A 13,828-nucleotide genomic window follows, 5' to 3' on the forward strand; every position below is an offset into this window, starting at 1 on the left:
GGCCGTTCGGCATTGTCCCCGCCGGGCCCCTGACACCTGTCATGGTCACGTCGTGACGCTCGGCGTGGCGTTCCGGGTCCGCCGAAGGGCAGGCTCAAGCGCATGGACAACACCGAGGAGATCGCGGCAGGGGCCGCGGTCCGGCTGGCCGGGGCGCGCAAGGCCTACGGCGACGTACGGGCGGTCGACGGGATCGACCTGACGATTGCACCGGGGGAGGTGGTGGCGCTGCTCGGGCCGAACGGCGCGGGCAAGTCCACCACGGTCGACCTGATTCTGGGGCTGGGACGGCCCGACGGCGGCACCGTGTCGGTGTTCGGCCGGGAACCGGCCGACGCAGTGCGGGACGGGATGATCGGGGCGATGCTGCAGAGCGGCACGTTGCTCGACGACCTGACCGTGCGCGAGACCGTCGGCCTGGTCGGGAAGCTGCACCGGCGGTCGATGCCGCTCGCCGAGGCGTTGCGCCGGGCGGGGATCGAGGAGATCGCCGACCGGCGGGCGGCGAAACTCTCCGGCGGGCAGAAGCAGCGCGTGCGCTTCGCCGTCGCGCTGGTGGCGGACCCCGATCTGCTCGTGCTGGACGAGCCGACCGCGGCGATGGACGTCGGCGCCCGGCGCGAGTTCTGGAAGTCGATGCACGCCTTCACCGAAACCGGGCGGACCGTGCTGTTCGCGACGCACTACCTCGAGGAGGCCGAGGAATTCGCCGACCGGGTGGTGCTGATGCGCAGCGGCCGCGTGGTCGCCGACGGATCGGTGGCCCAGGTCCGGGCGCTCGCCGGCGGACGCACGATCCGGGCGGTGCTGCCGGGTGCGAGCGAGGGGATGCTCACCGCACTTCCCGCGGTCACCGATTTCGAGCTGCGCGGCGACCGGATCTCCCTGTCGAGCACCGATTCCGACACCACGCTGCGGGCACTGCTGAACGCCGCGCCCGCCGCACACGACATCGAGATCGGCGCGGTCGGTCTCGAAGGCGCCTTCCTGTCCCTCACCTCCGACGAACCCGAAGAGGCACTCCGATGAACCCCGCTTATCTGGCCACCGAGATCCGCAGGCTGCTGCGCTCGCCCCGGTTCCTGGTGCTCGTCGTGGCCTTCCCGATAGTGATGTTCCTGTTGCAGGCCAACGTGTTCACCTCGTCGGGCGCGCCGGACCACGCTCAGGTGACCGCCGTGGTGATGGTCAACATGATGGCCTTCGGCGCCTTCGCCGCGGCCACCACCAACGGCAGCAAACTTGCCGTCGAACGGGCTTCCGGCTGGCAGCGGCAGCTGCGGCTGACCCCGTTGTCCGGTCCGTCCTATCTGGGCGGCAAGGCGCTGTCCGGGATGATCGTGGCGCTGCCGGCGTTGATCCTGGTGCCGCTGGTGGCGTTGCTGGCCGAAGGCGTGCACCTCGATCCGGCCGGATGGCTGCGGATCGTCGCGGGCGTCTGGCTCGGCACCATCCCGCTGATCCTGCTCGGCCTGGTGCTGGGCCAGTTCGGCACGCCGGAGTCGATGCAGCCGGTGAGCATGATCGTGATGCTCGGCATGGGTTTCCTCGGCGGGCTGTGGATCCCGGTCGAGGGAATGCCGGGCTGGATGCACGACGTGGCGCAGCTGATGCCGACGTACTGGGTGATCGGGCTGGTCCGCCCGGTCGTCACCGACGAGCTGCTGGTGAGTTTCCCGGCGGCGGTGGCGGTACTCGGTGCGTGGACGCTGGTCCTCGGGGCGCTGGTGATCCGGCGTTACCGTAGGGACAGCGCTCGGGCCTGACCGGACGGAACAAGGGGAGCAGTGGTGCCACGTACGCAGACCCGCCCGCGCCGGGCCGGGACCGGGAAATCCCGGTTCTCGCTCGGCGACCGGGCGTCCTGGTGGGACGATCCGGCGCTGGGCACCGACCGGGGGCCGAACAAGATCCGCTGGCCGGTCTTCGGCTTCGTCTTCCTGCTGCCCTACCTGATCCCGGCGACCCAGGGTCTCCTGGAGGATCGCGGTCCGCTCGTCTGGCGGGTGCTGATCGGGCTGCTGGCCTACGCGTACGCGGCCTGTTACCTCGCGTTCCCGTTCGCGTTCGGCGCATCCCGCCGGGTCAAGCTCTGGTTCGGCTGCAGCATGCTCGCGCTGGGGCTGCTGGCCACGCTGGCGTTCGGCATGAGCTCCTACATCCTGCTCTACGCCACGGCCACGCTGGCGTTCATCTTCCCGCCCGCCTGGGCGGCGATCCTGGACGGCGGGGCGCTCGGCCTGGTCACCCTCGTGCTGTACTCCGACGGCCGGCTGGCCGACAGCGGGGGTGACCTGGTCACGGTCGTCTCGGTCACCGCGGCGATGTTCTTCATGGCCAACCTGATCCGCGCGATCCGCCGGCTGCAGCTGGCGAACGAGGAGATCGCGACGCTGGCCGTGGCGAACGAGCGTGAGCGGGTCGCCCGTGACCTGCACGATCTGCTCGGGCACAGCCTCACCACGATCACCGTGAAGGCAGGCGTGGCCCGCCGCGTGCTGGAGGCCTCTGCCGACATCCCGCGTGCGGTGGCGGAGATCCGGGAAGTCGAGGGACTCACCCGCACCGCGTTGTCGGACGTGCGGGCGACCGTGTCGGAGTACCGCACGGTGTCACTGCCCGCGGAGATCGCGGGGGCGCGAGCCGCGCTGCGGGCGGCGGACGTCGAGGCCGAGCTGCCCAGTGCGGCGGACAACGTCCGCGCCGAGCTGCAGGCCACGTTCGGCTATGTACTGCGGGAGGCGGTGACCAACGTGCTGCGGCATTCGGGCGCGAAACGGGTGCGGGTGCGCCTCGGCCGGGACTGGCTGGAGGTCGAGGACGACGGCAGCGCCGGTGTGCAGGCGGAGCCCGGCAACGGGTTGCGCGGGCTGTCCGAACGGGTGGCCTCGGTCGGCGGGACCTTCGTGGCGCGGCCGCGGTCCGGGGGAGGGTGGACCGTCCGGGCGGAGGTCCCGGAACCGGAACCGGACGGTGCCGCCGCGGTGCTGCCCGCCCGGCCGGCGGGAGGACTGGCGTGATCCGGGTGCTGCTGGCCGACGATCAGGCGATGGTGCGCGGGGCGCTGGCCACCGTGCTGGATCTGGAGCCGGACATGGCAGTGGTCGCGCAGATCGGCACCGGTGACGAGGTCGTGGCCGCGGCGAAGGAGTCCTCGCCCGACGTGGCACTGCTCGACGTGCAGATGCCCGGTACGGACGGGCTCACCGCGGCGGCCCGGCTGCGGGAGGCCCTGCCGGGCTGCCGGGTGATCATCTGCACCACCTTCGGCAGGCCGGGCTACCTCGCCCGCGCGATGGCCGCAGGCGCGGTGGGATTCGTGGTGAAGGACGCCCCGCCGGAACAGCTCGTGGAAGCCGTCCGCAGAGTCCACAGTGGACTTCGGGTGGTCGATCCGGCGCTCGCCGCGGAATCACTGGCCACCGGTGTCAGCCCGCTCACCGCCAGGGAGTACGACGTGCTGCGCGCGGCCAAGGACGGCAGCACGGTCGCGGACATCGCGCGGGAACTGTTCCTCTCCGACGGCACCGTGCGCAACCACTTGTCCGCAGCGATCGGGAAAACCGGTGCGCGAACCCGTGCGGAGGCGGTCCGGCTGGCCGAGGAGCGCGGCTGGCTTTAACCGCACCGCTTCCCGGAACCGTGGCGTGCTTCTGTCAAAATGACGGGCATGAGCGCGGCCGAGCGAACCGGACCCACGGGAGCGAACTGGGCACGCCGGATCGTCTTCGGCGTGGTGCTGGGGCTGGTGGCGCTCGTGGGCGGCACCGCGTTCCGCGTGTGGCAGGTGGCGAGGGACAACGACCGGGACTCGGCCGACGTGATCGTGGTGCTGGGCGCCGCGCAGTACAACGGCAAGCCGTCGGACATCTTCACCGCGCGGCTGGAGAAGGCGCGCCAGCTCTACGACGAGGGCGTGGCGAAGACCGTGATCACCGCCGGTGGCAAGAAGGCCGCGGACAACTTCACCGAGGCGCAGGCGGGTGCGCGATGGCTGACCGGGCACGGCGTGCCCGCCTCGGCGACCCTGCCGGTCGGCGAGGGCAACGACACGCTGCGCAGCCTGCGTGCGGTCGCCGACCAGGTGAACGCGCACGGATGGCGTTCGGCGGTGCTGGTCAGCGATCCGTGGCACTCGTTCCGGTCCCGGACCATGGCGCGGGACCTCGGCATGGACGCCTGGACCGCACCGACGCACAGCGGCCCGATCGTGCAGGAGCGGGCGACCCAGGTGCGCTACATCTCCCGGGAGACCGGCGCGCTGCTGTTCTACGAGCTGACCAAAGCTCCCGCGGACGACCTGTTCGCCGCGATGCTCGGCTGAACCCGGCCGGTTGCCGGCCCGCGCGCCTAAGCTGGCCGGGTGAACGATGGGTACCGCGAGCACGATCGCGCCCGCGTGCTGGCCGAGGCTCCGAAGGGTGCGGCGCTGGCCGGTGCGCGCCCGGACGGGCGCAGCGCGTTCTCCCGTGACCGCGCTCGGGTGCTGCATTCCGCCGCGCTGCGCCGGCTGGCAGGCAAGACCCAGGTGGTCGGCCCGGGGGAGGGCGCCGAGGTCAGCGGCGCCCCGCGCACCCGGCTCACCCATTCACTGGAGGTCGCGCAGATCGGCAGGGGCATCGCCGAGGAACTGGGCGCCGATCCGGACCTCGCCGACACCGCAGGGCTGGCACACGACATCGGGCATCCGCCGTTCGGGCACAACGGGGAACGGGCGCTGGACGAGATCGCCGGGCCGTGCGGGGGATTCGAGGGCAACGCGCAGACGTTGCGCATCCTGACCCGGCTGGAACCGAAGGTGCTGGCCGCCGACGGCACCGCCGCCGGGCTGAACCTCACCCGCGCCTGCCTCGACGCCACCACGAAGTACCCGTGGACACGCCGGGCCGGGGAGCCGAAGTACGGCGTGTACCCGGACGACCAGCCGGTGTTCGGCTGGATCCGCGACGGTGCGCCGGGCCTGCGCCGCTGTCTGGAGGCACAGATCATGGACTGGTCCGACGACGTGGCCTATTCGGTGCACGACGTCGAGGACGGCGTGCTCGCCGGCCGGATCCGGCTGCGTCTGCTGGCCGATCCGGAGGAGCGGGCCGCGGTGGCGGAAGCGGCGGCACGGCACTTCTCCACGCTCTCGTCGTCCACTTTGGAGGGTGCGGCGAAGGAACTGCTCGACCTCCCGGTGGTCGCGGACCTGGTGCGTGAGACGCCGGACGGCTCGCTGCAGGCGCAGGTCGCGTTGAAGCGGCTGACCAGCGAACTGGTGGGCCGCTTCGCCTCCGCGGCGGTCACCGGCACCCGCGGCGTCTACGGCGAGGGCCCGCTCACCCGCTACGGTGCCCGGCTGGCGGTCCCCGACCAGGCCGCCGCCGAGGTGGCGCTGCTCAAGGCGCTGGCCCTGCGGTATGTGATGAGCGACCGCCGCCGCCTCGCCATGCAGGACGGCCAGCGCGAGCTGATCACGGAACTGGTCGCCGCACTGAGCCGGCGCGCCCCGGAGGCACTCGACCCGCTGTACGCCCCGGCCTGGCACACCGCCCCGGACGACGCGGCGCGCCTGCGCGTAGTGATCGACCAGGTCGCCTCCCTCACCGACGCACAGGCCCACGAATGGCACCGCTGGCACACCGGCAGGCACGGCACCTCCCCCACCGCCTGGTGACCCGGCCGCGGTGAGTCACCGTCGGGCTGCTGGCCGTGGCAACGGCGGGGTGGTGATCGGCTGTGGTCGCGGGGGTTGTTGTGGTTGGCCGGGCAGTCGTGGCGGAGGGGATCGGCGACCGGCTGCAGTTGAGGTGACGTGGTGGTTCGGTGACCGGGTTGCGCTCCGTCGGTGACAGGCGGCGGCGTGGTGCCGTTGCGCGGGGTGGCGCCCGACCCGCCGCCATCGCCGACGGCAGGTCGTCTTGCCCTCGGTTCCGCGGCGCGCCCCGGGTGCCCGGCTCGGGTCGGCCATCGCCGTCGCCGTCGCTCTGTCGGTGCATGCCCCGCCGTCGCCGTCGCCCTGTCGGTACCGTGCGCTGCCGCTGCCGCTGCCGCTGCCGTGCGCTGCCGCGGCGCGCCCTGTCGGGGTGCGCTGGCGGCTGCTGCGTCCGGTCGGTTCCGGCGCGCTGCGGGGGGCCGTTCCGGTACGGTCGCCGCATGGCCCTTGACAGCCACCTGGACCTCACGCTCGCGCTGCACCGCGCGACCGCGGCCGACGGCGCCGATGCGTGTTTCTCGCCGTACTCGGTCGCCAGTGCGCTCGGTCTCGTCGAGCGGGCCGCTCGCGGGCGGACCGCTGACGAGCTGCGGGCGCTGCTCGGCGACGACCAGGGCGAACTGCTGCGCGCGGCCGCCGAGGTCGGCGACGAAGCGAAGTTCGCCGTCACGAACACGCTCTGGGCCTCCGACGCGATCACCGTCGAAGACACCTTCCTCGCCGAGCTGGCGGGCTGGCCCGGTGGCAAAGCCGAAACCGCCCCGTTCGCCACCGACCCCGGCGCGGCCCGCGAGCTGATCAACACCGATGTGGACCGGACCACCCACGGCCTGATCCCGCAGCTGCTCCCGGACGGCGCGGTCCACGCGGACACCCGGGCCAGCCTCGTCAACGCGCTCTACCTCAAGACCGCCTGGCGGAATCCGTTCGCGGAGCACGCCACCGAGCCGGCCGAATTCCACTCGCCGGACGGCGCCCGCCAAGTGCCCACCATGCACCTGGAAGAGACCGTCGGGTACGCCGCCGAGGGCGGCTGGCAGGTCGTCACGCTCCCCGCCCACGGCGGCGCCGAGGCCGTGATCCTGCTCCCCGACGAAGATCTCGCCACCGCCGAACCCGCCCTCGACGGCCGGGGCCTGCGGCGGCTCCTGGAGAGCCCGAAGCGGCGGAAGGTCCGCCTGGCCCTCCCGAAACTCTCCCTGGACCTGCGCACTGACCTCGACCCGGCGTTGCGCGGGCTCGGCGTGCGCGAGCTGTTCGTCGAACAGGCCGATCTCACCGGCCTCAGCCCGGACCGCCCGCTGTGGGTGGACAGCGTGCTGCACCAGGCCGTGCTGCGGCTCGACGAGCAGGGCTTCGAGGGCGCCGCCGCCACCGCGATCCAGATGCGCACGATGGCGCTGACCACGGCCGAGCCGCTGGTGGTCACCGTGGACCGGCCGTTCCTGCTGCTCGTGCGGCACACCGGTGGCGCGGTGTACTTCTTCGCCCGGGTGGTGCGCCCGGAGTGAGCCTGTTCCGCCCGGAAGCGAGGACTGAGCTGATCCCCACCGTCCCCGCGGCCGCGCCTCCCGCCGCCCGGCCGCGGATGCGCCGGTCCTGGGCGGACGCCGGGATCATCGCCGGCTACCTGGCGTTCGCGGTGCTGCTGTTCGGCGGCCTGTGGGTGAACCTGGGCCAGGGCTACCTGTGGAACAGCGCGTCGGACCAGAACCTGTGGGAGTGGTTCTTCTCGGTCACCGCGAAATCCGTGGTGCACCTGCAGAATCCGCTCACCAGCGGGCTGCAGGACTACCCGCTCGGCGTGAACATGATGGCCAATACGGCGATGCTCGGGGTCTCCGTCCCGCTCACGCCGATCACGCTCGCGTTCGGTCCCACCGCGACCTGGGCGATCGCACTCACCGGCGGTCTGGCCGGCACTGCGGCCGCCTGGTACTGGGTGTTCTCCCGGCATCTCGTACGGCACCGCGTGGCGGCCGCGGTCGGCGGCGCATTCGCGGGCTTCGCACCGCCGATGATCTCGCACGCCAACGCGCACCCGAACTTCGTCGCCTGGTTCGTGCTGCCCTTCCTCGCGCTGAAGGTGATCCACCTCGCGCAGGGACGCCGTCCGGTGCGCAACGGCATCTGGCTGGGAGTGCTGACCGCCTACCAGGTCTTCCTCGGCGAGGAGCCGCTGCTGATCTTCGCGCTGGGTTTCGTGCTCTTCGCGATCGCCTACTGCGTGTCCCGGCCGCGCGAGGTGCGGGCGATGGTGCGGCCGCTGGCGCTCGGCGGCGTCATCGCGGCCGTGCTCGCCCTGGTGCTCGTCGCGGTTCCGTTGTGGTGGCAGTTCTTCGGGCCGCAGAGCTACACCGCGCTGGAACACGGCCAGGTCGGCAACGATGCCGCCGCGTTCACCCGCTTCGCCACGCAGTCGGTCGCCGGCCAGCCGGAGGCCGCGGCCGCGGTGTCGATGAACCGGACCGAGGAGAACGCGTTCTTCGGCTGGCCGCTGATCGTGCTGATGGTGCTCGTCACGATCTGGCTGTGGCGGGAGGTCGTCGCCCGTTCGCTGGCCATCTCGATGTTCCTCATGGCGTGGCTCTCGCTCGGTTCCGATCTCACCGTGGTGCACGAGGACACCGGTGTGCCGGGACCGTGGCGGCTGCTGGCGAACCTGCCGCTGTTCGAGTCCCTGCTGGAATCCCGGCTCGCCATGGCGTGCGTGCCCGCGGCAGGTGCGCTGCTGGCGATCGCCACGGACCGGGTGTTCAGCGCGGCGGCGCGGCAGCCGGCGGGCCTTCCCGTGGCGGGTGAGCGCAGGCTGCCGCTGCGGCTGATCTGGCTCGGTTCGGTGGCCGCGGTGCTGATGCCGATCGCGCCGACCCAGCTGCTGGTGCAGGACCGGCCCGCCACGCCGGCGTTCTTCGCCGACGGCACCTGGCGCAGTTACGTCGCGCCGGGCGGCACCGTGGTGCCGGTGCCGCTGCCCAGCTCGGGGGAATCAGAGCCGTTGCACTGGCAGGTCGACGCCGGTCTGGCGTACCCGATGCCGGAGGGCTACTTCGTCGGTCCGAGCGGTCCGGACGATAAACGCGGCCGCTACGGCTCCTACCAGCGTCCGACGTCGGCGCTGTTCGACCGCGTCCGTGATTCGGGGGAGGCGCAGGGCGTTTCCGAGGCCGACCGGGACCAGGCGATCGCCGACCTGCGCTACTGGCACGCCAGCGTGCTGGTGCTGCTCCCGCGTGACCACGCCGACGCCTACCGCACCACGGTGGACCTGCTGGTGCGCAAGCCCGGCCAGTACGTCGACGGCGTGTGGGTCTGGGACGTGCGGCCGCTGACCGCACCGCGCTGAACTCCTGTCACATCTTCGCCGCGCGTCTCGTCCTCCTGGTAACCACTCGTGAAGGAGGAGCGAAATGCCCCGTATCCCGGTCAAACGAGCCGTCGACGCCGGCCCGGTGCTGAAGCTGGTCTACCGCATCGCCGGGCGGCGCTACGGTGCGGTGCCGGAGCCGCTGGCGGTCGCCGCGCACCACCCCGGTCTGCTCCGGACGAGTCTCGTACACGAGACGATGGCGGAGAAGGCCTCCACCCGGCTGCCCGCGAACGTGCGCGATCTCGCGGTGTACCGCGTCGCCACCCGGATCGGCTGCTCGTGGTGCGTCGATTTCGGCACCATGCTGCAACGCCACGAAGGGCTGGACATCGAACGGCTCAAGCACATCGACGACTACGCCACCTCGCCCGCGTTCTCCCGGCAGGAGCGGCTCGCGGTCGCGCTCGCCGATGCGATGTCCGGCGACACGGTCACCGTCACCGACGAGCAGATCGCCGAGCTGGAAGCCGAATTCGGCCGGGCAGGCGTGGTGGAGCTGACCTACCAGATCGCGCTGGAGAACTCCCGGGCCCGGATGAACAGCGCGCTCGGCATCCTCGAGCAGGGCTTCACTTCGGGCGAGGCGTGCCGGGTGCCGATGCCGTGAGCCCGTCGTAGAGCAGGCCGGCGATGCGGCGGCTTTCGTCGTACCACTCGGGTGTGGCCGCGGTTCCGCAGATGGCACTGAGCGCGCGAAGCAGGGCTCGCCCGCTGATGTCGCTGCGCAGCGGTCCCTCGGCCGAACCTGCTTGCAGCAGTGCCGAGATCGTCGACTCCATGGCTTCGCGGACGTCGTCGAAGACGCGTGACTCGGTCGCCATGATCGCCTCGAAAGTGACCGCCATGCCCCGGCTCTCCGCGGCGTGGTCGACCAGCTCCAGCAGGAACAGCCGCAGTGCTTCGGCCGGACCGTGCTGCTCGGCCCGCGCGAGCCCGGCGGCGCAGAGCTCGTCGACCGCACCGCGGTAGACCTCGGCGAGGACCGACTCCCGCGTCTCGAAATGCCGGTACAGCGTCCCGACCGAGACTCCCGCCCGCTGCGCGATCTCCTCGACCCGGATGCCGGTCTCGCCGGCGCGGAACGCCGCACGGGCGGTGGTGAGCAGCGCGTCCCGGTTGCGTTGCGCGTCGGCGCGCAGGGGCCGCCCGGAGCTGCCCGACCGGCGGGACGGAACCGTCATCGCTGCTTCCTTCCGAGCCGGAGCGGGCGCCGGTGCCGGCGGACCCGGCTCCGGCAGGTTTCCGGAGCCGAGTTCACCTTATCGGGTCAGGTGTCCGGTCATCCGCCGCACGGGCGGGTGATCCGGGTCAGCTTGTCCGGGTTGACCACGTCGTAGATCGCGACGATCCGGCCGTCGCGGATGCTCATGCTCTGCACGCGCTCGTCGAGGGCGAAGAAACCGTCGTGGCCGGGCGCCGGCGGCAGCCACAGGCCGAGGTCGCCGTTGACCAGCACCGGCGCGCCGTGGGTGAGCGTCTCGGGGGCGTACTTGCGCAGCAGGCCGAGGAGGAACCGGGCCAGCTTGTCCGGTCCGGCCACGATCTGGCGCGCGGTGCGGGCCTTGCCGTTCGCGTCGCCGATCAGCACCACGTCCGGGTGCAGCAGTTCGGTGACCGCCGCGATGTCGCCTGCCAGCAGTGCGGCCACGAACTTCTCCAGCACCTGCCGCTGGTGCGCGAGCTCCGCCCGCGGCGGCGGATCGGCCTGTTCCAGCGCCCGCCTGCCGCGGGAGCCGTGCTGCCGGGCGGTGGCGGGCGGGCAGCCGAGAATGTCGCCGATCTCGGCGAACGGCACGCCGAAGGCGTCGTGCAGCACGAACGCCACGCGCTGCTCCGGGGTGAGCCGGTCGAGCACCACCATCGCGGCCATCCGCAGGCCGTCGTCGCGCACCGCGGCCTCCAGCGGATCGTCGCCCGGTGGTGCGCCGAACGGCGTGACGACCGGCTCCGGCAGCCACTGGCCCACGTACCGCTCGCGCCGCGCGGGCGCCGACCGGAGCCGGTCGAGGCAGATCCGGCCGACCACGGTGGTCAGCCATCCGCGCAGATCCCGGATCGCGGCGCGGCCCGGCTCGTCGAGCCCGGCCAGCCGCAGCCACGCTTCCTGCACCGCGTCCTCGGCGTCCGCCCTGGCCCCGGTGAGCCGGTAGGCGACGCCGGTCAGGTGCGGCCGGTGCCCGGAGAACTCGGCGGCGTAGTGCTCCAGTTCGGGGGTAGTGCGCATGTGCCCGAGTGTGCCGCACGAGCGCCGGAGGGGGAGAACTATTGTGGTTCCCGTGGCAGGACGGATTCGGGAGAGCGACATCGCGGAGGTGCGTGAGCGCAACCGGATCGACGAGGTCATCGGGGAGTACGTCGCGCTGCGGCGCGCGGGCGGGGGCAGCCTGAAGGGCCTCTGCCCGTTCCACAACGAGAAGACCCCGTCGTTCAACGTGCGCCCCACGCACGGGACGTTCCACTGCTTCGGCTGTGGCGAGGGCGGCGACGTCATCAAGTTCATCCAGAAGATGGACCTGGTGTCGTTCGTCGAGGCGGTGGAGCGGCTCGCCGACCGCGTCGGCATCCGGCTGACCTACGAGGGCGGCGGAGCCACCGTGCAGCGCGACCGCGGCACCCGGTCGCGGCTGATCGAGGCGCACCGCGCGGCGAGCGAGTTCTACATCGAGCAGCTGGTGACCGACGAGGCGCGGGCGGCGCGGGACTTCCTCTCCGAGCGCGGCTTCGACGCCGCGGCGGCCAAGCAGTTCGGCTGCGGTTACGCGCCGGGCGGCTGGGACAAGCTCACCAAGCACCTGCTCAACCGTGGGTTCGAGGTCAAGGAGCTGCTCGCGTCCGGGCTGTCGAAGGAGGGCCAGCGCGGCCCGATGGACCGGTTCCACCGGCGGCTGGTGTGGCCGATCCGCGACGTCGGCAACGACGTGGTCGGTTTCGGCGCCCGCAGGCTGTTCGACGACGACCGGATCTCGGCGAAGTACCTCAACACCTCGGAAACCCAGATCTACAAGAAGTCCCAGGTGATGTTCGGGCTCGACCAGGCCAAACGCGAGATCGCGAAGCGGCACCAGGTGGTGGTGGTCGAGGGCTACACGGACGTGATGGCGATGCACGCGGCAGGGGTGCCCACGGCCGTCGCGTCGTCGGGCACCGCGTTCGGCGAGGACCACATGAAGGTGCTGCGCCGGCTGATGATGGACGACGACGCCTTCCGCGGCGAGGTCATCTTCACCTTCGACGGCGACGAGGCAGGGCAGAAGGCGGCGCTCAAGGCGTTCGAGGGGGACCAGACCTTCGCCGGGCAGACCTACATTGCGGTCGCGCCGGACGGCATGGACCCGTGCGAGCTGCGCATCGCCAAGGGCGACGGGGCGGTGCGGGATCTGGTGGCCCGTCGCACGCCGCTGTTCGAGTTCGTGATCAAGAGCATGCTGAAGCAGTTCGACCTCGATTCGGTCGACGGCCAGGTCTCGGCGCTGCAGAAGACGGTGCCGATGGTCGCCGCGATCAAGGACCGGGCCAGCCGGGACGGGTACGCCTCGAAGCTCGCCTGGTGGGTCGGCTGGCAGGACGTGGCGCAGGTGGTCAACCGGGTGCGCGGTGCGGCAGGCGCGGCGGCCCGGCGCGGCCCGGTCGAGCCGGCGCGGCGTCCCGGGGCGCGGCAGGAGGCCCCCGCGCCCCAGCCGAAGGAACACGACGTGCCACGGCCGGCGCCGAACGATCCGCGGTTCGCCGCGCAGCGCGAGGCGCTCAAAGCCGCGCTGCAGCAGCCCGCGATCGCCGGTCCGGAGTACGACTCGCTGCCGGAGGAAGCGTTCACGCATCCGGCGTACGTCGCGGTGCACCTGGCCGTGCTGAAGGCGGGCGGGGCCGCGTCCGGGCTGACCGGCCCGGCGCTGCTCGACGCCGCGGCGCAGTACTGTCCGGAAGGGACGGTCCGCCGGGTGCTCAGCGAGCTCTCGGTGGAACCGTTGCGCGCCAAGGGGGAAGTCGACTCGCGCTACATCGCCGGGGTGCTCGCCGGGGTGCAGGAGAGTCTGGTGGGACGGCAGGTCGGCGAGATCAAGTCGAAGCTGCAGCGGCTGTCGCCGGTGGAGGAACCGGACGACTACCGGGCGCTGTTCGGCGACCTGGTGGCGCTGGAGCAGTACCGGAAGGCACTGCGTGAGCAGGCCTCGAGCGGATGGGACTGACGTGGGGCTGCTGAGCCGGTTCTTCGGCCGCGGGCTGCCCGAGGGCTTCCCCGGTGAGCTGGCCGGGCACGAAGAGGTGATCGCCGCGGCCGCGGTCGAGGGCGGCGGTCACCTGGTGGTGACCACGCTGGGTCTGTGGATCCCGGACGGGCCGGGTGCCCGCCGTATCGGCTGGCACCTGATCGGCAAGGCGAGCTGGAGCGAGGACGGGTTCACGCTCACCGAATCGGCGGAGACCGGACAGGCCGGCCCGGTGGTCGTGCTGGCCGACCGGGAGCCGGTGCGGTTCCGGCTGCCGGAGCCCGGCAAGGTCCCGCACCAGGTGCGGCTGCGCGTCGACGGTTCGATCCGCGCCCGGCACCGCCAGGACCTCCCGGGCGGCGGCGCGTGGTTCGTGCAGCGCAAGGTGCCCGGCCGGGACGGCACGGTGCTGCAGGTCCGCCCGGACCCGGGCACCGATCCGGAGCTGGCCAAGGCGGTCGCCGAGGAGGCCGCGGAGAAGCTGGCCAACCCGGGGGCGTAGCAGTACGCTCGTACTCGGTACGGACGTACTGTTTCATTTCCGGGAGGCAA

13 protein-coding genes are annotated in these 13,828 nt (G+C 72.1%); 11 read left to right on the plus strand and 2 right to left on the minus strand.

Annotation, left to right across the window (positions count from 1 at the left end; genetic code table 11):
• Nucleotides 1-102 precede the first annotated feature (102 nt).
• The 9 genes from ABD793_RS24830 (at nucleotide 103) to ABD793_RS24870 (ending at nucleotide 9,675) form a co-directional block, all read left to right on the plus strand.
• A complete protein-coding gene (locus ABD793_RS24830) occupies nucleotides 103-1,029 on the plus strand; it encodes an ABC transporter ATP-binding protein (RefSeq protein ID WP_344864017.1) in 927 nt (308 codons plus the stop codon).
• Nucleotides 1,026-1,766, plus strand: a complete 741-nt coding sequence (locus ABD793_RS24835) for an ABC transporter permease (RefSeq protein WP_344864019.1) — start codon at nucleotides 1,026-1,028, stop codon at nucleotides 1,764-1,766. The genes ABD793_RS24830 and ABD793_RS24835 overlap by 4 nt, the downstream gene beginning before the upstream one ends.
• 21 nt (nucleotides 1,767-1,787) lie before the next feature.
• The gene (locus ABD793_RS24840) at nucleotides 1,788-3,020 is read left to right on the plus strand and encodes a sensor histidine kinase (RefSeq protein ID WP_425548757.1); all 1,233 of its coding nucleotides are present in this window, start codon (nucleotides 1,788-1,790) and stop codon (nucleotides 3,018-3,020) included.
• Nucleotides 3,017-3,622, plus strand: a complete 606-nt coding sequence (locus ABD793_RS24845) for a response regulator (RefSeq protein ID WP_344864023.1) — start codon at nucleotides 3,017-3,019, stop codon at nucleotides 3,620-3,622. Before ABD793_RS24840 ends, ABD793_RS24845 begins: the two co-directional genes overlap by 4 nt.
• A 48-nt stretch (nucleotides 3,623-3,670) precedes the next feature.
• Nucleotides 3,671-4,324, plus strand: coding sequence for a YdcF family protein (locus ABD793_RS24850; RefSeq protein WP_344864025.1), 654 nt, complete (start codon nucleotides 3,671-3,673; stop codon nucleotides 4,322-4,324).
• A 39-nt stretch (nucleotides 4,325-4,363) separates the two neighbouring features.
• Nucleotides 4,364-5,659, plus strand: coding sequence for a deoxyguanosinetriphosphate triphosphohydrolase (locus ABD793_RS24855; RefSeq protein WP_344864027.1), 1,296 nt, complete (start codon nucleotides 4,364-4,366; stop codon nucleotides 5,657-5,659).
• 479 nt (nucleotides 5,660-6,138) lie between these two features.
• Nucleotides 6,139-7,209, plus strand: coding sequence for a serpin family protein (locus ABD793_RS24860; RefSeq protein WP_344864029.1), 1,071 nt, complete (start codon nucleotides 6,139-6,141; stop codon nucleotides 7,207-7,209).
• On the plus strand, nucleotides 7,206-9,044 hold the full coding sequence (locus tag ABD793_RS24865; protein WP_425548758.1) for a glycosyl transferase: 1,839 nt from the start codon (nucleotides 7,206-7,208) through the stop codon (nucleotides 9,042-9,044). Before ABD793_RS24860 ends, ABD793_RS24865 begins: the two co-directional genes overlap by 4 nt.
• Nucleotides 9,045-9,108: 64 nt before the next feature.
• Nucleotides 9,109-9,675 carry a carboxymuconolactone decarboxylase family protein gene (locus ABD793_RS24870; protein WP_344864031.1) on the plus strand — a complete coding sequence of 189 codons (567 nt, stop codon included), beginning with the start codon at nucleotides 9,109-9,111 and terminating at the stop codon, nucleotides 9,673-9,675.
• Here the strand turns inward: ABD793_RS24870 and ABD793_RS24875 are convergent.
• Both ABD793_RS24875 and ABD793_RS24880 read right to left on the minus strand, forming a co-directional pair.
• Nucleotides 9,638-10,249, minus strand: coding sequence for a TetR/AcrR family transcriptional regulator (locus ABD793_RS24875; protein ID WP_344864033.1), 612 nt, complete (start codon nucleotides 10,247-10,249; stop codon nucleotides 9,638-9,640). The two genes, ABD793_RS24870 and ABD793_RS24875, sit on opposite strands and share 38 nt — an antisense overlap.
• Before the next feature lie 98 nt (nucleotides 10,250-10,347).
• Nucleotides 10,348-11,292, minus strand: coding sequence for a sigma-70 family RNA polymerase sigma factor (locus tag ABD793_RS24880; protein WP_344864035.1), 945 nt, complete (start codon nucleotides 11,290-11,292; stop codon nucleotides 10,348-10,350).
• Here ABD793_RS24880 and dnaG point away from each other — a divergent pair.
• Both dnaG and ABD793_RS24890 read left to right on the plus strand, forming a co-directional pair.
• Nucleotides 11,291-13,255, plus strand: coding sequence for a DNA primase (gene dnaG, locus ABD793_RS24885; protein WP_425548759.1), 1,965 nt, complete (start codon nucleotides 11,291-11,293; stop codon nucleotides 13,253-13,255). The genes ABD793_RS24880 and dnaG overlap by 2 nt on opposite strands.
• 1 nt (nucleotide 13,256) lies before the next feature.
• A complete protein-coding gene (locus tag ABD793_RS24890) occupies nucleotides 13,257-13,778 on the plus strand; it encodes a hypothetical protein (protein WP_425548760.1) in 522 nt (173 codons plus the stop codon).
• Nucleotides 13,779-13,828: the final 50 nt, after the last annotated feature.

The organism is Amycolatopsis ultiminotia (assembly GCF_039536925.1).
In the GTDB taxonomy this organism is placed as follows: Bacteria; Actinomycetota; Actinomycetes; order Mycobacteriales; family Pseudonocardiaceae; genus Amycolatopsis; species Amycolatopsis ultiminotia.